General features: G+C 65.4%; 23 protein-coding genes and 1 tRNA gene. 11 read left to right on the top strand and 13 right to left on the bottom strand.

The window, feature by feature from the left end; translation table 11 throughout:
- Positions 1 to 261: 261 nt before the first annotated feature.
- The 3 genes from VW23_RS27595 to VW23_RS27585 are packed head-to-tail and all read left to right on the top strand — an operon-like array spanning position 262 to position 1861.
- A complete protein-coding gene (locus VW23_RS27595; protein ID WP_069912676.1) occupies positions 262 to 927 on the top strand; it encodes an AzlC family ABC transporter permease in 666 nt (221 codons plus the stop codon).
- On the top strand, positions 917 to 1219 hold the full coding sequence (locus tag VW23_RS27590) for an AzlD domain-containing protein (RefSeq protein WP_069912675.1): 303 nt from the start codon (positions 917 to 919) through the stop codon (positions 1217 to 1219). The genes VW23_RS27595 and VW23_RS27590 overlap by 11 nt, the downstream gene beginning before the upstream one ends.
- A gap of 60 nt (positions 1220 to 1279) precedes the next feature.
- Complete coding sequence (locus VW23_RS27585) at positions 1280 to 1861, top strand: hypothetical protein (RefSeq protein ID WP_069912674.1); 582 nt, start codon at positions 1280 to 1282, stop codon at positions 1859 to 1861.
- On the opposite strand, the gene VW23_RS27580 is transcribed toward VW23_RS27585, so the two are convergent.
- A complete protein-coding gene (locus VW23_RS27580; RefSeq protein ID WP_069912673.1) occupies positions 1834 to 2838 on the bottom strand; it encodes a polysaccharide pyruvyl transferase family protein in 1005 nt (334 codons plus the stop codon). The genes VW23_RS27585 and VW23_RS27580 overlap by 28 nt on opposite strands.
- An 80-nt stretch (positions 2839 to 2918) precedes the next feature.
- On the opposite strand from VW23_RS27580, the gene VW23_RS27575 reads away from it, so the two are divergent.
- Positions 2919 to 3686, top strand: a complete 768-nt coding sequence (locus VW23_RS27575; RefSeq protein ID WP_141728530.1) for a glycosyltransferase family 32 protein — start codon at positions 2919 to 2921, stop codon at positions 3684 to 3686.
- A 28-nt stretch (positions 3687 to 3714) separates the two neighbouring features.
- On the opposite strand, the gene VW23_RS27570 is transcribed toward VW23_RS27575, so the two are convergent.
- From VW23_RS27570 to VW23_RS27560, 3 genes are read right to left on the bottom strand one after another with little or no spacing between them, the layout of a single operon-like run.
- Positions 3715 to 4527 carry an alpha/beta hydrolase gene (locus tag VW23_RS27570; protein ID WP_069912672.1) on the bottom strand — a complete coding sequence of 271 codons (813 nt, stop codon included), beginning with the start codon at positions 4525 to 4527 and terminating at the stop codon, positions 3715 to 3717.
- The gene (locus tag VW23_RS27565; protein WP_141728529.1) at positions 4524 to 5567 is read right to left on the bottom strand and encodes a hydroxyacid dehydrogenase; all 1044 of its coding nucleotides are present in this window, start codon (positions 5565 to 5567) and stop codon (positions 4524 to 4526) included. Before VW23_RS27565 ends, VW23_RS27570 begins: the two co-directional genes overlap by 4 nt.
- Positions 5568 to 5625: 58 nt before the next feature.
- Positions 5626 to 6645 (bottom strand): LacI family DNA-binding transcriptional regulator, encoded by a 1020-nt coding sequence (locus VW23_RS27560; protein ID WP_069912671.1) that lies wholly within the window; start codon positions 6643 to 6645, stop codon positions 5626 to 5628.
- 163 nt (positions 6646 to 6808) lie between these two features.
- On the opposite strand from VW23_RS27560, the gene VW23_RS27555 reads away from it, so the two are divergent.
- From VW23_RS27555 to VW23_RS27540, 4 genes are all read left to right on the top strand, one after another.
- The gene (locus tag VW23_RS27555; RefSeq protein ID WP_176730510.1) at positions 6809 to 7759 is read left to right on the top strand and encodes an ABC transporter permease subunit; all 951 of its coding nucleotides are present in this window, start codon (positions 6809 to 6811) and stop codon (positions 7757 to 7759) included.
- Complete coding sequence (locus VW23_RS27550; RefSeq protein WP_084646546.1) at positions 7756 to 8715, top strand: carbohydrate ABC transporter permease; 960 nt, start codon at positions 7756 to 7758, stop codon at positions 8713 to 8715. The genes VW23_RS27555 and VW23_RS27550 overlap by 4 nt, the downstream gene beginning before the upstream one ends.
- A 46-nt stretch (positions 8716 to 8761) precedes the next feature.
- Positions 8762 to 10306 (top strand): extracellular solute-binding protein, encoded by a 1545-nt coding sequence (locus tag VW23_RS27545; RefSeq protein WP_069912670.1) that lies wholly within the window; start codon positions 8762 to 8764, stop codon positions 10304 to 10306.
- A 200-nt stretch (positions 10307 to 10506) separates the two neighbouring features.
- Positions 10507 to 10590, top strand: a tRNA-Leu gene (locus VW23_RS27540).
- 37 nt (positions 10591 to 10627) lie between these two features.
- On the opposite strand, the gene VW23_RS27535 is transcribed toward VW23_RS27540, so the two are convergent.
- Positions 10628 to 10987 (bottom strand): hypothetical protein, encoded by a 360-nt coding sequence (locus VW23_RS27535; protein ID WP_069912669.1) that lies wholly within the window; start codon positions 10985 to 10987, stop codon positions 10628 to 10630.
- A 107-nt stretch (positions 10988 to 11094) separates the two neighbouring features.
- Here VW23_RS27535 and VW23_RS27530 point away from each other — a divergent pair, with 107 nt between their 5' ends.
- Positions 11095 to 11961, top strand: coding sequence for a DUF72 domain-containing protein (locus VW23_RS27530; RefSeq protein ID WP_069912668.1), 867 nt, complete (start codon positions 11095 to 11097; stop codon positions 11959 to 11961).
- 77 nt (positions 11962 to 12038) lie between these two features.
- The gene (locus VW23_RS27525; protein WP_176730509.1) at positions 12039 to 12542 is read left to right on the top strand and encodes a disulfide bond formation protein B; all 504 of its coding nucleotides are present in this window, start codon (positions 12039 to 12041) and stop codon (positions 12540 to 12542) included.
- Positions 12543 to 12551: 9 nt separating this feature from the next.
- On the opposite strand, the gene VW23_RS27520 is transcribed toward VW23_RS27525, so the two are convergent.
- The 8 genes from VW23_RS27520 to VW23_RS27485 all read right to left on the bottom strand — a co-directional run bounded on the left by VW23_RS27520 (position 12552) and on the right by VW23_RS27485 (position 17028).
- Positions 12552 to 13343 carry an alpha/beta fold hydrolase gene (locus VW23_RS27520; RefSeq protein WP_084646545.1) on the bottom strand — a complete coding sequence of 264 codons (792 nt, stop codon included), beginning with the start codon at positions 13341 to 13343 and terminating at the stop codon, positions 12552 to 12554.
- 106 nt (positions 13344 to 13449) lie between these two features.
- Positions 13450 to 13917, bottom strand: a complete 468-nt coding sequence (locus VW23_RS27515) for an SRPBCC domain-containing protein (protein ID WP_069912666.1) — start codon at positions 13915 to 13917, stop codon at positions 13450 to 13452.
- Positions 13918 to 13924: 7 nt separating this feature from the next.
- Positions 13925 to 14272 (bottom strand): ArsR/SmtB family transcription factor, encoded by a 348-nt coding sequence (locus VW23_RS27510; protein ID WP_084646543.1) that lies wholly within the window; start codon positions 14270 to 14272, stop codon positions 13925 to 13927.
- A 186-nt stretch (positions 14273 to 14458) separates the two neighbouring features.
- On the bottom strand, positions 14459 to 14770 hold the full coding sequence (locus tag VW23_RS27505) for a type II toxin-antitoxin system RelE/ParE family toxin (protein ID WP_069912665.1): 312 nt from the start codon (positions 14768 to 14770) through the stop codon (positions 14459 to 14461).
- Positions 14736 to 15023: a type II toxin-antitoxin system ParD family antitoxin gene (locus VW23_RS27500; protein ID WP_069912664.1), complete on the bottom strand. Its 288-nt coding sequence runs from the start codon at positions 15021 to 15023 to the stop codon at positions 14736 to 14738. Before VW23_RS27500 ends, VW23_RS27505 begins: the two co-directional genes overlap by 35 nt.
- Positions 15024 to 15080: 57 nt before the next feature.
- Positions 15081 to 15638: an HNH endonuclease gene (locus tag VW23_RS27495; RefSeq protein ID WP_055886637.1), complete on the bottom strand. Its 558-nt coding sequence runs from the start codon at positions 15636 to 15638 to the stop codon at positions 15081 to 15083.
- Positions 15639 to 15733: 95 nt separating this feature from the next.
- Positions 15734 to 16384 (bottom strand): alpha/beta hydrolase, encoded by a 651-nt coding sequence (locus tag VW23_RS27490; protein ID WP_069912663.1) that lies wholly within the window; start codon positions 16382 to 16384, stop codon positions 15734 to 15736.
- Complete coding sequence (locus VW23_RS27485) at positions 16384 to 17028, bottom strand: DNA-3-methyladenine glycosylase family protein (RefSeq protein ID WP_244513753.1); 645 nt, start codon at positions 17026 to 17028, stop codon at positions 16384 to 16386. Before VW23_RS27485 ends, VW23_RS27490 begins: the two co-directional genes overlap by 1 nt.
- 30 nt (positions 17029 to 17058) lie before the next feature.
- On the opposite strand from VW23_RS27485, the gene gluQRS reads away from it, so the two are divergent.
- Positions 17059 to 17777 (top strand): tRNA glutamyl-Q(34) synthetase GluQRS (gluQRS, locus tag VW23_RS27480; RefSeq protein WP_084646550.1); only part of this gene is annotated, 719 nt, incomplete at its 3' end.

Raw genomic sequence — 17777 nt, 5'->3', positions numbered from 1 at the left:
GCTCCCCTCCCCCTTGAGGGGAGGGGCTGGGGGTGGGGGTCCATCGGTGATCACCGCACCACCCCCACCCTCAATCCCTCCCCTCAAGGGGGAGGGAAGCGATCGCATCCCGCTCGCGTGAACTTCTGGCTCGATCATTGCGATGAATGGGGTCGATCACCAGATGTCATCGCGCCACCCAACCAACCTGATGTAGCGTCCCCGCCCATGCATGCCCCCGCTCCCCATAGCGTACCCGCGCAGTTCTGGCTCGGCGTCCGTATGTTCCTGCCCGTCGCCATCTCCATCGCCGCCTATGGCGTGGTGTGGGGCGTGCTCGCCGGCCAGGCCGGTCTGAGCGTCCTCGAAGTGGCGCTGATGAGCGGGCTGGTCTTTGCTGGCGCCAGCCAGTTCGTGGCGCTCGACATGTGGACGCCGGGCGCCCTGCCGGTGCTGTCGATCGTCATCGCCGCCGGCATCGTCAACCTCCGCATGCTGCTGATGTCGGCGACGCTGCGCCCACTGGTCGGCCACCTGTCGCTGCCCAAACAGCTGGGCGCCATGTTCTTTGTCTCCGACGAGCAATGGGCGATGACCATGGCCGAGGTCCGGAAGGGCACCGGCAGCGTCGCCTTCCTTATCGGTACGGGCGTGCTCAGCTGGTTCGCCTGGATGGGCTCAACGCTTTGCGGCCGGGTGCTCGGGGCGTTCATCGATGATCCCACCAAGTATGGGCTCGATTTCGCCTTCACCGCCACCTTCCTCGCTTTGCTGCTCGGCATGTGGCGCGGTCGCGGCGACCTGGTGCCGTGGATCGTCGGCGCGCTCGCCGCCATCCTCACCTCGAAGCTGATCGAGGGGAACTGGTACATCATCGTCGGCGGCCTCGTCGGCAGCTTTGCCGGCGCCCTGGCCGAGACCATCAGGGAGCGCCGCCATGTCGCTTGAAGCGCTGATCGCCATTCTCGGCATGGCCGCGGTGACCTTTGCCATCCGCGCTGGCGGGCTGCTGCTCGCCAACCGGTTGCCCACCACCGGCTTCGTTGCCAGCTGGATGAAGCATGTGCCGGGCGCCGTGCTGGCGGCGCTGGTTGCCCCGGCGATTCTCGCCGGCGGCGCCGCCGAAGCCATCGCCGCCGCGGTCACAGCGCTGGTCTATCTTGTCAGCCGGAACCTGTTTGCCGCCATGCTGAGCGGCGTGCTGGCGGTCTACCTCGCTCGCCTGGCACTGGGCGCATAAGGGCGCATCAGGGAACAGGGGCACCTCCTCGCTCGTTGTAGCGCCAGCAAGGAGGGTCAAATGCAGACCATCATCGGACAGTTCGACAGCTACGAGCATGCCGCCGCCGCCGTACATGCCCTGCACGAGGCCGGCATTGCCCATACCGACATCAGCTTTGTCGCCAACACCCCGCCCGACTTCGAACCCGACGAGGTCGGCGAAGGCGCCACCACCGGCGCCGAAGTCGGCGCCGGGTTGGGCGCCGCCGGCGGCCTGCTCGCCGGTCTCGGCATCATTTCCATCCCGGGCCTTGGCCCGGTGGTCGCCGCCGGCTGGCTGTTCGCCACCGCCATCGGCGCCTTTGCCGGGGCCGGCGTCGGCGCCGCGACCGGCGGCCTGATCGGCGCGCTCACCGGCGCCGGTGTCCCTGAAACCGAGGCCAAGGTGATTGCCGAAAAACTCGAGCGCGGTGGCGCCATCGTCAGCGCCCGCGTCGACGAAGCCCATGCCGGCCCGGCCGCCGCCATCCTCAGGCACGCCGAGGGCATCGAAGCGGTACCGCATGGCGAAGAGATCGAAACCGCCGCACAGCAGGTTCCCGGCGAAGATCTGCCGCCGCGACGCGACATCGACTATCCTTTCGTGCCACCTGTCGTCTGACGCAGCAGCCGTTGCAGAGCGGCGACCCCTTGGGCCCGAGCGTCGCGAGATAGCTCCAGCATCCTGCTCTGGGCGCGGGAGATTTCGTTAACGATTGGGCTCGCCTCAAGGTGCAGCAGGTCGCGCTCAAGCTCGGCCAGTTCGACGTCATCGGCGCGATAGAGGAACGGCCACCCGGTAGCACCGACGACGCTCAGCACCTTTGCCGAGCCCGGCACCTGATCCACTGCAAGGACCGGCTTGCCAGCGGCGAGAGAAAGCAATGCGCCGTGCATCCGAGTGGTGAATACGCAATCCACCGCAGCGAACGCGTTACGGATATCCGTGGGCGTATTGTCTGGCCGCAGCACCGTATCGATGATCCGGACATCTAACCCACGTTTCGCCGCCAGCTCCCGCAACAAACCCTCGGCTCGATCGTGCAGCGACGCCGTCCCGTACTCTTGTTGAGCGCCGCGAAAGCAGAGGCCGACCGTTCGCAGATGTGGCTGCACCGTCGGCGGCACGACAGAACTTACCGCAAGGTCGAACGTCGCGCTGTCGGTGCCGTCTCGTGCCACCACGACATCGAACCGATCGACGATCCCGGGCTGCTGGGCAAGAACGCTGACCCCGACAGCAAGCTTGCGCGCGTTACGATGTACCGCGAGAACATCGACCAAGTGGGGGTCGTTGGTCAGCGGCCCGCAAACGAACACCAGGGCCCGCGCTTTGGGCTTGAGCATGAATGGCGATTCGACGCGCAAGTGCCCAGACCAATCCATCTGCCCGCTGATCACCGCGTGTTCCACGCCGGCGGCGCGCAGGTCCTGCGAAAAGTTGTCAACTGCCATCAGGTCGCCAAGCGTTGCGCCGTTCCGCGCCCCGAAACTGCCGTACCAGGTCACGATCACCCCGGGGATATCGATGGTGCGGCCAGTGAGGTGACGCCTGGTCAGGGAGCGAAACGCCGCCCTCACGGGCTTAAGATTGACCACGTTGTCGCCCGCGCAGGTTGAGGATAAGAGGACCGTCCCGGGCGAGGCTATTGCATCTGTTTCCGGGCGGAGAAAGTCTATTGCTGCCAGTTGTTAACGCTTTCTGGACTGGCCCCAGCCTTGGCCAAATTCACGCCGCGTGCCTCGCCTCGTTCCTCACCGTCGGACATCGGGTCGTGCTGCACGCCTACGACGTGCCATCCGACATTCCGGCCGGCGTCCAACTGTCCGACGCGAACGCATTGCTGCCGCGGATCGCGCTGGCCGAATACGATCGGCCGGGACGCTACGCCCTGATGTCCGACCTCATCCGCTTTCGTATCCTCGCTGCAGGCCTTGGCCTTTACGTCGACTGCGACTGCTATTGCGTGCGCCCGATCGAGGATGCTGACGTCATCGTTGGATGGGAAGCGGACGGCATCGCGAACGGTGCGGTGCTGAAGCTGCCGCAGAACTCGCCAGTTCTAGCGGACCTTCTGGCAATCGGGCGCGGCTTCGTTCCACCGTGGTTCTCGACGCGACGCCGGCTCCTCAATTCGCTGCGGGGGCTGCTCGGCTTCCCAAAGCCTCTCCATGCGATGCCATGGGGCACTGTTGGCCCCGCCGCCGTCTCCTACTACATCAAGCATCACGGCCTCGACGGCCTGGTGCGTCCACGCGACGAGTTCTATCCCCTGGCGTATGACGAGGTGGAGCGCCTCTACGACCCGGCGCTGTCGATTGACGACCTGATCACCCCACTCACCAAGGTTATCCACCTCTACAACGAGATGCTGGGCAAAATGCGCGTCGACGTGCCGCACCCGGCGTCGCCGCTCGGCAGGATGATCGCCGCTGTCGGCGCGTGAGCTGTCGCACGGCATCCCCGCGCCGCTCTCAAGCGGGCAGCGCTTCGTCGAGAAAACCATCGACCAGAGCATGGAACAGCTGGCGGTCGTCGCGGCGGATGAAATGCGTTGCGCCGGGAACGACTGTCACCTCAGCGCCTAGCGACCGGATGATCGCGCGATGATCAGCGGTGATGCCGATGCGGATCGTCCCGGTGATGATCCTCGTCGGCACGCCCGCGGCGGCGAGGTCGCCGAGCAGGGTCGGCCAGGCGCGGGTGGGGATGACATCGCCTTGCGCCACTAGCGCGACATCCGTCTCGGCCTTCGCCTTTGACCACGCGGCAAGCTCATCGGGCGGCCAACGCGGGAACAGCTCGGCAATCTCGACCTGCCGCTCGGCGTCGCCAAGGGCCTGCCAGCGACGGAGCGTTACGGCGGCGTTTGCCGCGACCTCGCGATCCTGAAACGGGGTGACCGGCAGCCGCCAGAAGGGATCCTCCAGCACCACCGCGCTGACCCGCGCGCCGAGGCTAGCGGCGATGGCAGCCGCGGCGGCGCCCCCGGCAGAATGCCCGAACAGCACCAGCGGGTGGTCGGCGCCGGACAGCAGCTCGTCGAGGTCGGCGAGGATGTCTTCGACGATGACGTCACCCGGGTGGCGTTGCAGCAGATCCTCGGTCCAGCGCGGCGATTGACCGTGCCCGCGCGGATCGATTGCCAGCACGCGAAAGCCCTTGCCGGCCCAGTGCGCCGCGGTGATGGCGAGCGTCTCCGCCGATTCGGCAAGCCCGGGGATCGCGACGATGGTGCCGCGACAGGGAGCGGTCGGATTGAACTCCAGCCTGTGCAGCGCGCTCATCGCAGCGGCTCGGGAAAGGCGAGCGGCCGACCCTCGACGATGCGGTTGAGCTCGCTGGCGATATGCTCGCCCATGCGGCGGATCTCGGTCCCCATCGATCCGGAGATGTGGGGCGTGAGGAAGACGTTGGGCAGCGTGTGGAGCTCGCTGTCCTCAGGCAACACTTCCGGATGCGTCACGTCGAGAATGGCTTCGATCCGGCCGGCCCTGAGCTCGAGGATCAAGGCATCCTGGTCGACGATGGCACCGCGGGACGTGTTGATCAGCGTCGCGCCATCGCGCATCAGGCCAAGGTGGCGTGCGGTGATCATGCCAGTCGTCGCATCGTTGAGCGGAGGGTGCAGGGTGACGATGTCACTGCTTGCCATCACTTCGTCGAGCGACACCAGCCGTGCCCCGAGCCGCGTGGCGTCGGCCGGGGTGATGAAGGGATCGTAGAGCTGAACCGAGACGTTGAGCCCGCCGAGCCGCTCGATAACCATCCGGCCGATGCGTGACGCGCCGACGATGCCGATGGTCTTGCCGGCATTGCCGGCAGCAGGGAACTCCAGCTCCCGGTCAATGTGGTCGCGGCGGCGCAAGTAGAGGCGGCGGGCGCGGAACGTGTCCTTGTTGGCGAGCACGATCATCGCGACGGTGAATTCGGCCACCGGAATGGCGTTGATCCAGCCGGCATTGGCGGCCTCTATACCCCGCTCCGCGGTGCTTTGCGGTAGCAGCGGCGCGGCCTGGCCGCCAGCGTGGAGGACATAACGCAGTCGCGGTGCCGCATTGAGATGCCCCTCGCTGAGCGATGGGGCGCCCCAGCCGGTGATCAGCACCTCCGCCCTGCGAAGAACGTCACGTGCCTCGGGCGTATCCAGCGATGCAAAGGCGCGCACATGCAGCGGCGTCGCTCCAGCGCGGCGGAGCGCTTCGAAGCCGGGGCCGAACAACCGGTCAGCCAGCTCGGGTGGATTCATGACGGCGATGAAGCCGACCGATGCATGAGGTCGCGCGTCCGTGCGTGCACTCGCTTCGTCATAGGTGAGCGTCATCATTGCCTCGGATCATGCCAACGATGTAACTAGTTACACGCACGCTGAAAGGCAAGCCCGATCAGACGGGTGCAGCTGATCCGCGGCGCATGAAGCGGGTTTGCAGCAACACATCGGCCGCCGGGGCGACGCCGAGCGCAATCTCTGCAGCGCGCACGCCGACCTCGAAGAAGGGCGGGTGCACCGTGGTGAGCCCCGGAGTGAGGTCAGCCACCACGGGCACATCGTCGAAACCGATGATCGAAAGATCGTCGGGCAGCGTCAGCCCCTGCCCCCGGGCCGCCCGATAGGCCCCGACAGCAATATTGTCAGTCATGGCCACGACGGCAGTTGCGCCAACCCCGGAGCGCAGCAATTCGTCGACGGCGCGAGCCCCATCGGCCTCACTGTTGGCGGCGACCCGCATCAGCGCAGGGTCGGGCGTGATGCCGTGGCGGACCAAGGCGGCCGTATAGCCATCAAGCCGCTGCTCGGCCGTCGTCATGCCGCGCGCCTCACCGACATAGGCGATGCGCCGATGCCCCAGGGCGACCAGTTCGTCGACGCCGGCGCCGATGCCGCTGCGCTGGTCGTAGTCGACGCTGACGATATCGCCCTGCCCCATGATCGGCGGGCGACCGCAAAGGATCAGCGTCGCGCCGACCTGCGCCAGATCGCGGGCATAGCCGGCGGCGCGTTCGTCGAAGGCGGCATCGGTTTCGGTAGAGCCGACCAGGAGGACCGCCTTGACCCTGAGCTCGCGCAGCACGCCGATCAATTCACGTTCGCGCTGTTCGTCGCCGTCGGTAGCGCACATCAGCACCAGGTGGCCGTTCTTGCCGGCGACGCTCTCGACGCCGGCGGCGAGCGAGGCAAAGGTCGGGCCGATCATCGCGCGCACCACAAAGGCGATGGAGCGTGGCCCGCGGCCGGTCATGGCCCGCGCCAGCCCGTTCACCACATAGCCGAGCGCTTCCGCCGACGCGAGGACGCGTTCCTTGATTGCCGGCTGCACATTGGCGTTGCCGGCAAACACCCGCGACGCTGTCGCGAGGGAGACCCGGGCATGCGCGGCGACGTCGCGCAGGTTGACCGGAACCATCCGTCCCGGCCCGCGGGTCCCGGCGCGCGTCGGCCTCGGAGCGTTCTCGTTCTCATCCATACCAAGACATCTACAGCCTCCCTTGACTCATGTCGACGCGTCACCTAGCGTGCAAGAAACTAGTTACATGAACTAGTTTCACACTATGCCGAGGAGGGGCATCGTGCAAGGGAAAGCCATCGTTCCGGCCGCGCTGAAGCGTGGGCCGTCATCGCGGGATGGGCTGGTTCTGCTGCTGCTCGCAGTGCCCGGGATCGCCTGGTTTGCGGTGTTCGCATACGGGCCGATGGCCGGCCTCGTCGTCGCCTTCAAGGATTTCAACATCCGCGACGGCATTTTCGGCAGCCCGTGGAACGGCTTTGCCAATTTCCGCTATTTCCTCACCAGCGGCGACGCCCTCACCATCGTCGTCAACACGCTGTTCCTCAACGCCCTGTTCCTCAGCGCTTCGCTGCTGGCCGGGCTGATCCTCGCGCTCATGCTCAATGAGATCCGCGGCAGCCTCTACCGCCGCTTCATGCAGTCGACGATCTTCTTTCCGTATTTCGTCTCGCCCATCGTCATTTCCATCATGCTGCAGGTGATCCTGTCGGGCGTGGGCGGCAGCGGTGGGGCACTCAACAACCTGCTCAGCGTTATCGATCTGCCGCAGCCCAGTTGGTACACCGAGCCCGGCGCCTGGCCCTGGATCCTGACCATCGTCAAGGTCTGGCAACTGGGTGGCTACACCTCGGTGATCTTCCTTGCCGCCATCACGTCGATTTCCGAGGAGGTCTACGAGGCCGCGGCGATCGACGGCGCGAGCCGGGCGCGCATGGCGCTCTCGATCACCACGCCGCTGCTGCTGCCGACCCTGGGTGTCCTGCTGGTCCTGGGCGTGGGGCGCATCTTCTTCGGCGATTTCGCCACCATCTACGCCATCGTCCAGGACAACGGCATCCTCTTCCCGACGACCGACGTCATCGACACCTATGTCTTCCGCTCCCTGAGGACCATTGGTGACTTTGGCACCACGGCCGCGATCGGCCTGTTCCAGTCGGTCGTCGGGTTTTTCTTCGTCACCGCCGCCGTCCTGGTGCAGCGCCGCTTCCACAAAGAGAGCAGCATCCTATGAGCACGACCGGCTACAACGAGAGCCTTCTCGATCCGCACGCGCGCGAGGCGCGGCGCGAGACCGACAAGCCGGCCGCTCGCCGCCGCGCCCGCCGCCGTCCCGAGCCGTTCACCATCGTCAGCTATATCGTCGTGACCCTGTTCGGGCTGTTCTGCCTCATCCCCTTGTGGATGATCGTCGCCGGCTCGTTCACCGACGAAACGGTGCTGGCGCGACAGGGCTACAGCCTGTTCCCCAGCCCCTTCTCGCTGACCGCCTATGAACTGCTGTTCGGCGGCCAGTCGCTGCTCAACGGCTATGTCGCCTCACTGTTCATCACATTGGTCGGGACGATCCTGTCGGTCTCCGGCACGGCGACGCTCGCCTGGGTGATCGCTCGCCGGCTGCCCTGGATCAGCCGCCCGCTCACCGTCTTCGCCTACGTGCCCATGCTGTTCCACGGCGGGCTGGTGCCGCTCTACCTGCTGGTGACGCAGGTGCTCAGCCTCTCCAACAGCTGGTTCGCAGTGATCCTGCCGATCCTCCTGGCGCCGTTCCTCGTCTTCATCACCGTCAGCTTCTTCCGCCAGTTGCCGGAGGAGATCCTCGATGCGGCCCGCATCGATGGCGCCGGCGAGCTGCGCATTTTCTTCCAGATCGTCTTGCCGCTGTCGAAGCCGATCCTGGCGGTGCTGGGCCTGTTCTACGCCGTCACCTACTGGAACGAGTGGTTCATGGCGCTGCTCTTCGTGTCCGACCCGGACAAGTACCCGCTGCAGCTGATCCTGCAGAACCTGATCGCCAACGTGACCAACGCCACCTCGCTGCCTGGCGCAACCGCCGCAGAGGCCGCGGCGCCGGTCTACCAGCTGCGCTTCGCCATGACGGTTTTGACGGTCGGCCCGATCCTCTTCGCCTACCCGTTTGCACAACGCTTCTTCGTCAAGGGCATCACCCTGGGCGCCACCAAGGGATAGCGGCACCCCCGAATAGAGCCGCTCACAACAGGAGGAGAATACCGATATGACACGCAACTTCAGTCGCCGACACTTCCTCGCCCTCAGCGGTGCGGCGGGTTTTGGCGCCACCCTCGCCGGCGGCATGCCGCAGGCCTTCGCCGCGGGCCTGTCGGGCACCTCGCTGACCATTCTGCCGTCGCAGGCGCCGAGCAACTGGAAGGCGGTGCTGGACAAGGCCAATGCCGCACTCCTCGCCGAACACGGCTTCACCCTCGATGCGCAGTTCATCAATTGGAGCAATTACGGGCAGCAGTCGCTGCTGAAGTTCACCGCCGGCGCCAGTTTCGACACCGCCCTGCAGGCGCTGTGGCTGAACATGGCGCAGCTGCAGCAGAGCGGTTCGCTCGCCGACCTGACCGGTGAGCTCGACAAGTGGCCCAATCTCAAAAAGCAGATCGCTCCCAAGCTGATCGAAGCCAATTCCTGGGGCGGCAAGCTGTGGGGCATCCCGCAGGTCAACAGCGCCGGCCGCGTGCAGCACTTCAGCATTCGCCAGGATCTGGCCGAAAAGCACGGCTTCGGCGAAATCCGGGACTTCGATACGCTCGAGCGGTACTTCTACACCATCAAGGAAAAAGAGGACGGGGTGACGCCGTTCGGCATCGGCGCCAACTCGACCTGGGTGCTGGCCGTGCCGACCCCCACCGGCATGTTCAACCAGCAATCGTGGGAAGATCCCACCCGCATGCAGTATCTGTTCGCCGGTTCCGGCCTGCGGTTCCTCCTGGCTAAGGATGCGGCCACCACAGGCTCGTCGAAGCCGATCCCGTTCTGGGAAGATGACGGCGTAGTCGCGGCGCTGAGGAAGATCCGCAAGTACCACGAGGATGGCATCATCAATGCCGACCCGTTCAACTCGGACAGTGCGACGATTCAGAGCCAGTTCCAGGCCGGCCGCATCGCCAGCATCTGGTCGATGACCGATGGCCTTGCCAGCAATCAGCTGGTCGGCCTCCGCAAAGCCGTTCCCACTGCGAGCCTCGCCCAGGTGATGCCGTTCGGCAAACCCCTCAGCGAGGTCAAGCCGGTGCAGACCTTCCAGGCCGACAACATGGTGGTGGTGAACGCCAATGGTGGCGACGTTGACCGCGCCCTGGCGCTGCAGGACTGGCTCTCGGTGAAGCAGAACCATGACCTCATCGAATACGGCATCGAAGGCACCGACTGGGAAGCGGTTGGCGACGACAGCCTGAACCAGCTCAGCCAGTACGCCTTCCCGGGCTACGCGCTGCTGTGGCGGTCGGCCCTCGAGCGCCGCTCGTCGTTCATGACCGAGTCGGAGAAGGCAGTTTTCGATTGGGCTCAGGATTACGACAACTTCACCACCGACACCTTCGCCTCGTTCATCCCCGATGTGAGCGCGGTCAAGCAGGAGGCGGCGCAGATGAACAACGTCATCATCCAGCATGCCAACCCGCTGTTCCACGGCTTGGCTGACGTCGATACCCAACTGGACAAGCTCAAAAGCGCCGCTGACGCGGCAGGGCTGACTGTGCTGCAGGCCGAAATGGAAAAGCAGGCGGATGCCTACCTGAAGGCTCGGGGGTAGCAGGTCCACCGCTCTCCCTGCCCTATAGCAGAGCGGTTGGTCGGAGGGTGCCGCGCCACCTTGGTGCCCTCCGGCTTCTGGCCGTCCCGCCGCAGGCAAAGTCGACAACCCTGGAGCGTTTCGGCATTACCTGTGCAGGTGAAACGCTCTAGGTGCTTGATGCCGCGTAAGGCTTGGGCTAGGCAAGTCCCGCTCGGAGTGCCCCTCTGGCGGAATGGTAGACGCGGCAGACTCAAAATCTGTTGTCGAGAGGCGTGCCGGTTCGAGTCCGGCGGGGGGCACCAATCATCTTTCGATGCAGGCGCCCGCCGCCCTCCCGGGCTATTGCGGCGTCAGCTTCTCGGTGCCGGAGCCGGTCTGACCCGCAATGGTCCACAGCCCTTCCATCGAGCCATCTTCCATCACCTGGTAGATCACCAGCCCGATCGCCTCGCCCATCACGTAACCGGCCGAAAAGGCATTGCCGTTGCGCATGCAGATGCCCTCCGACGTTGACGGGCCGGTGGTCCAATAGATCTCGCAGGTCGTCTCGCTGGTGAGCACGATTTTGGCGGTGCCACCATAGCTCGAGCCGTCGAGATTAGTGCCTTCGACGGTGTAGTCGCCGCCGATGCTTTGTGCCATGGCGGCCGGGCTCGCCAATGCCATCACCACGCCCGCCAGCAGAAATATCCGACGCATGTTCACACCCCTCAATTTGCCCCTCGCCGTCAGACTAAGTCACAGTCCTCTGGACTGACAATCGGGGCCGACGCAGAGTGGCGATCACTTTTGGCGCGGAGGATTCGATGGCAGGAACGATCAGGCTCGGCACGGCCGGCTGGGTGTTCGAGGCCTGGCGCAAGAGCTATTACCCCGACGGACTGAAGCAGAAGGACGAGCTCGCCTGGTCGAGCGCCCGGCTCGGCAATATCGAGATCAACGCCACCTTCTATTCACACCAGAAGGCCGCGAGCTTCGAGAACTGGGCCGGCCAGACCCCGGATAGCTTCGTCTTCAGCGTGAAGGGCCACCAATTGGTGACCCACATCAAGCGGCTGAAGGATGTCGAAATCCCGCTTGCCAACTTCTTCGCTTCCGGCGTCATGGCGCTGGGCAAAAAACTCGGGCCGTTCTGCTGGCAACTGCCGGGCAACAGCAAATACGATCCTGAGCGGATGGAAGCCTTCCTGGCGCTGCTGCCGCAGACGCCGGAAGCGCTGCTGGCGATGGCCGGCAGGAGCCAGGGGTTGAAGAATGAGCCCTACCTTGATGTGACCGGCATCACCAGGGTTCGGCATGCCATCGAAGTGCGCCACGACAGCTTCGCCGTGCCCCAATTCATCGAGCAGTTGCGCAAGTACAATGTGGCGTTGGTCGTCTCGGACACCAGCGACTGGATCTACGTCGACCAGACCGCTGACTTCGCCTATGCCCGCTTGCAAGGCGCTCCCGGCGCCGAGGCATACTCGACCGAGGAGCGGACCAAACGTGGTCAGTGGCTAGCGGACCTCGCTGCGGGACGCCCCATCGGCTGGACCTATATCACCGCTCCGGAGGATGACCCGCCCGAGCGCGACGTATTTGCGTTCTTCGTCTCGACCGATAAGGAACACGCGCCAGAGAACGCCCGGGCGGTGATGGTCGAACTTGGGCTCAAGGGGCCGGGCGAGTGACGATCTCGTGAGCGGGGTTAAGTTGACTTGAGCCCCGCGCCCGAGATTATGGCGCCGATCCGAACAGGAGCGTCATCGTGACCACCAGCCTCGCCAACGACCGTCCCCGCCTGCTCGCGACGGTCGCCTTCGTCCTCGGCCTCGCGACCATTGCCGGCGCCTGGGGCTCGCAGCTGTTCGGCGGGCTGGTGCCGTGCGAGCTCTGCCTCGAGCAGCGCATGCCGTACTATTGGGGCCTGCCGCTGTTGGCGCTGGTCCTGATCCTGTGGCACCGGCTGCCGCGCGCCGTCTGGTATGTCGGGATCGTCCTCGTACTCCTGACCTTCGTCTGGTCGACCTATCTCGCCGGCTACCATGCCGGCGTCGAGTACGGCTTCTGGCCCGGCCCCACCGCCTGCACCGGCACTGGCGTCGATGTCAGCTTCTCCGACCTCACCAACATCAACGCCGCACGCGTCGTCCCCTGCGACAAGATCCAGTTCAGCCTGTTCGGCGTGACGCTGGCCGGTGCCAACACCCTGATCTCGGCGGCGATCGTCCTGTTGCTCGGCACCGTGCTGCTCAAGGGCCGGAAGGCCTGAAGCTTTCCGCTACTGCGTGAGGAAGGCCGCCGCGACCTCGGTGAGGAGCGGCGACTGGATCAGGTTGTAGTGCGTGGTGCCCGGCAGGATGGCCAGCTGGCTGGCCGGGCGCTGCGAGCCGTCGAACCCGGCGTCGCGCTGACCACCACCGAGCAGCTTCCAGAATTCGACCATGTGCTCGGGCCGGATCGAGTCCGCGTCGGCGAAGACCAGCAGCGTCGGGGCCGTCATCGCCTTGATCTCCTTGGTCCAGTCGTACTCGGGCTCGTTCATCTCGCCGGACTTGCGAAACACCTGCTCCCAGTCGACGTCGGGATAGAGCTCTCCGAGGGGTGAACTGGCGAGCTGCTGTCCGTACTCCGCCGCATGAACAGGCAATTGCCGGAAGGCCTCGCGGACTTCGGAATAGTCGTCGTCGGTGCGGTAATCCACCGAGACCGACACCAGCTTTTCGACCAGCTCCGGGTGCCGGAACGCCACCTGCAGCGCGACGCCGGCGCCGAGCGAATAGCCCATGAAGCGCGCCTTGCCGATGCTCAGGTGCTGGAGCACGGCCGCAACGTCGTCGGCCATCAGCTCGGAGGACCAGGGCGCATCGGTGTCGGTACTGAAGCCGTGGCCGCGCATGTGGATGGCGATCACCTTGTGCGTCTTCGCCATCGCGGCGAGCGGCGCGCCAAACGTCTGGGACGGGTCGACCCCGCCATGCAGCAGCACCAGCGGCGGACCGTCGCCGTGGATCTCGTAATACAGTTCGGCGCCGCCGACCGGGACCTTGCCCGTGCTGCTGGGGGTGCTCATCGGATCGTCTCCTGCGGTTTGGGCAATGACGGGCGCTGCGACAAGAGCCGCAGCGACAAAGGCGAGGGTCATGAGGGTGCGCCTCAGCATAGTGGTCCTCCTGAAATCAGTAGGTTGCGAGGTGCCGTTCGAGCTTGTCGAAAGCCTGGTTGGTCCCCGCAAAGAAACCGCCCTCGATCGCGACGGCGAGGTGTGCGGCGCTGTCGAACTCGGCGCGCATGGTGAAGATCGTCTCGTCGCCGAGCGCTTCGAAAGTGAGAGTGGCCAGATAGCCCGGCGGCGGATTGACGGCCTCGGACGAGCGCCACGGCCGGTAGACGATGCGTTCCGGCGCAACGATCTCGACGAACTGGTAGCGCACCGGGTGCTCGCCACCGTCGGGCCTGTGCATGGTGACATGCCATTGGCCGCCGGCGCGGAATTCGAGCCTGGTGATCTCCGAGGTGAAGTTCTCCGGGCCCCACCACTGCGCCAGCAGGTAGGCATCCTCGAAGGTGCGCCAGACCAGCGCGCGCGGCGCCTTGAGGCGGCGGGTGATGACGAGTTCACGCTGCTCCAGCGAGTCGTGGGCCATAGGCGCCTCAGTTCTTCTTGGCCGTTGCATCGGTCGCCTGCAGCCGCTCGAGCAGCCCGTCGAGCCGGTTGAGGCTGGTATCCCAGAAGCTTGCGAATTCCTCGATCCAGCCGACCGCCTCACGCAGCGGCTGCGCTTCGAGCCGGCAGGGCCGGAGCTGAGCGTTGCGGCCGCGGCTGATCAGCCCCGCGCCCTCCAGCACCTTGAGATGCTTGCAGATCGCCGGGATGCTCATCTCGAACGGCGCGGCGAGCTCCTTGACCGACGCTTCACCATCCATCAGCCGCATCAGGATGGCCCGGCGGGTGGGGTCGGCAATGGCCGAGAGGGTGAGGCTGAGCTGGTCGGGCTGCACGTCTGTTCCTAACTGATCGGTTAGCTAACTGATCGGTTAGATATGCTGGCGTGTGGGTAGGTGTCAGGGAGGGGGACGAGGACCGTGCTCTACCCACCCATGGGTGTAAGCCAACTGGCGCCGGATACTGATCAGGGCGGCGTTCGTTATGATGTTCCGTACAGTGCTGGCGAAGGGCCGGAGGCGCTAGCCTTCGGGGAACAGGATCGCCTCGAGGTTTCTCGCGCCGTGCAAGACGCGAACGATCTCAACTCGGTCCCCTACTATCCAGTAGAGCACGTTATAAGATCCCACGACCCGCCGCCGAACTGCATCTTCCCCGCGTGTTATGACAACCGGATAGTGCTGTGCAGCGGTCGCAAGGTCCGCAATCGCCAGGTTGAGCCCGGTGAGCAGTCGCGCGGCCTGGTATGCGCTGTCTGATGCGACATAGGCGCCAATGGCTTCGATATCGGCGACCGCCTCAGCGGTGACGACGACGCGGCGCTTGTTCGTCATCTGCGTCGATCATAGCCTCGTACTTGGCAATCAGGCGGGCGAACACCTCTTCCGCTGGCTTGGAGCGGCCCGCCTTGGCGTCGGCAATGCCGCGATCGAGCGAAGCGTAGAATTCAGCGAGCTCCGCCTCGCGCTCCTGCACCAGGCGAACACCTTCGCGCAGCACTTCACTTTTGGAGTTGTAGCGGCCGTTCTTGACCAGGTCCTCGACCACGGCTTCGAGGTTCGGCCCCAGATCTGCACTGATTGCCATATCGGCCTCCGTCGGTACCCAGCCAATAATAGTTATTGGCGCTACCGGCGTCCAGCCTCACGGCTCCAGTTCGATGTCCCAGTAGAGGTAGTCGAGCCAGCTGGTGTGCAGGTGGTTGGGCGGGAAGGCCCGGCCGTTATTGTGCAGGTCGTGCACCGTCGGCTGGAACGGCTCCTGCATCGGGAACATCTTGATCTCGCGCGGCAGCCGGTTGGCCTTCCGAAGATTGCACGGTGCGCAGGCCGCAACGACATTCTCCCAGGTGGTGCGGCCACCCTTCGACCGCGGAATCACGTGGTCGAAGGTGAGCTCATCCCGGGCGCCGCAATACTGGCACTGGAATTTGTCGCGCAGGAACACGTTGAAGCGGGTGAAGGCAGGATGCCGCGCCGGCCGCACGTAATCCTTGAGCGAGACGACGCTGGGCAGCAGCATCTCGAAGCTCGGCGACTTGATCACCCGGTCGTAGTTGGAGACGACGTGGACTCGATCAAGAAAAATCGCCTTGATCGCGTCCTGCCAGGACCAAAGCGACAAGGGATAATAGCTGAGGGGCCTGAAATCGGCGTTCAGCACCAGTGCGGGGCTATTCTCAAGCGACACATGTACCGTCACTTGTCGCACCCAGATCGGGAATCGCGGCCAGTCATGATCAGCAATATTCTATGCCGACTGTGACACCCCTGTGAAGCGCGATTCGATCAATCGATTCAGGCGGTTTGCGCCAGCATGAAGGCCGTGGCGAAATCCAGCATATCCGGGGAAATGCCGTGCGCTGTCCCCGCCGAACGGTGATAGCTGACATCGTATCCCAGCGCCGTGAGCGTTGTCGCCGCGAGCCGGCTCTGATCAGGGTCGACGACCTGGTCGAGATCACCATGCGCCAGCGCCACCGGCGGCTTTGGCCTCAGACCTGCTTCGAGGCCATCGGGCGGGATCAGCGCGCCGGAGAACGACACCACACCCATGACCGGCTCGTCGAGCGACAACCCAACATGCAGCGCCATCATCGCTCCTTGCGAGAAGCCGACCAGCAGCGTGTCCTTGGGTCGAAGCTCGGTCTGGCCCCACAGGTCGTTGAGGAAGGTGACGATCACCTCACGCGCCACCGGTGCGCCCTTGGCCCAGGTATGCCCGCGGTCGAGGCCAATCGGAAACCACTCGAAACCGAATGGATTGCCGCCACAAGGCGTCGGCGCGTTCGGCGCGATGAACAGCGCGTCGGGCAGCAGCGGTCCCCAATGGTGGCCGAGCCCGATCAGGTCGCTGCCGTCGGCGCCATAGCCGTGCAGCAGGATCACTGCCTGCTTCGGAGCGCCGCCGCTTTTGGGCGGCAGCATCGGGCCGGAGAGCTTGGCCATCAGATCGATAATCCTTCCTTGTTCCGCACGGCGCGATAGTAGCGCCAGAGCAGCAATGCGGCAGTGGAGCGGTAGGGCGACCAGCGCCGCGCCATCTCGATCAAGTCCTTCACCAACGGCTTGCCGTCAAGCCCGAACGCCCACTCGGCCGCCCGCTGCAGTGCGACATCGCCGGCCGGGAAGATGTCCGGGTGGGCCGCCGAAAACATCAGATAGATCTCGGCGGTCCACGGCCCGATGCCCTTGAGCCTGGTCAGCGCCGCGATCGCCTCGTCGGCCGGCAGTTCGGCAAGGTGCGCGAAGTCGACACTGCCCGCGGCGATCGCCTCGGCCAGCCCGCGCAACGTCCGGTACTTGCCGCCCGACTGCCCGGCGCCCCGCACCGCTGTCTCGCTGAGCTTCAGATAGCCGACGGGGTCGAGCGCGCCTTCGAGCTGGGCAAAACGGCCCCAGATCGCATCGGCGCTGGCGGTCGATACCTGCTGGCCGGTAACGATCCGCGCCAGGCCCTCGAAGCCGCCCGGCGAGCGACGGATTTCAAAGGTGCCGGCGCGTTCGGCAACGGCGCCGAGGCGCGGATCGAGCTCAATCAGGGCGCCGAGCTGGCGCTGCAGCGCCTCCGGCGTGTCGAGACGGTCTGTCAAAGAAATATCCTTACGTGCTAGCAGTTTGTCATGCTCAGACCCGTCCTCCGCTTCGCCCCGAGCCCCAATGGCTTGCTGCATCTGGGGCACGCCTATTCGGCGCTGTTCACCTCGGTATGGGCCGAAGCGCTGGGTGGCCGGTTCCTCCTCCGCATCGAAGACACCGACATAACCCGAAGCAAGCCGGAATTCACCGCGGCGATCTTCGAGGACCTCGCCTGGCTCGGTCTCACCTGGGAACAGCCGGTGCTGCGGCAGTCCGAGCGCTTCGGCGTCTACGGCGCTGCCGCCGACCGGCTGAAAGCGCGCGACCTGCTCTACCCCTGCTTCTGCTCGCGCACCGAACTGGCTGCGCAGTCGAGTGGCGCCGATCCCGATGGCGCGCCGCTCTATCCCGGCACCTGCCGGCATCTGTCTCCTGCCGAGGTGAAGCAGCGCTTTGCCGAAGGGCGCGACGCGAACTGGCGGCTGAGGACCGACGAGGCGGTAGCGCTGACCGGCCTGCTGACCTACAGCGTCGCCGGCCCCACCCCGGCCGATCGGCCGCAGATCCGCTACGCCCGGCCGGAGCGCTGGGGCGATGTGGTGCTGCAGCGCAAGGGCACGCCGACCAGCTATCACCTCAGTGTGGTGATCGACGACGACGCGCAGGGCGTCACCCATGTCACCCGTGGCCGCGACATGGAGCCTTCGACCGATATCCACGTGCTCTTGCAGATGCTGCTCGGCGTCAGCTCGCCGATCTACAC

Source organism: Devosia insulae DS-56 (assembly GCF_000970465.2).
GTDB classification, from domain to species: domain Bacteria; phylum Pseudomonadota; class Alphaproteobacteria; order Rhizobiales; family Devosiaceae; genus Devosia_A; species Devosia_A insulae.
Note: the sequence above shows the minus strand (reverse complement) of the source record. Positions and strands in the feature narration are given on the sequence as shown.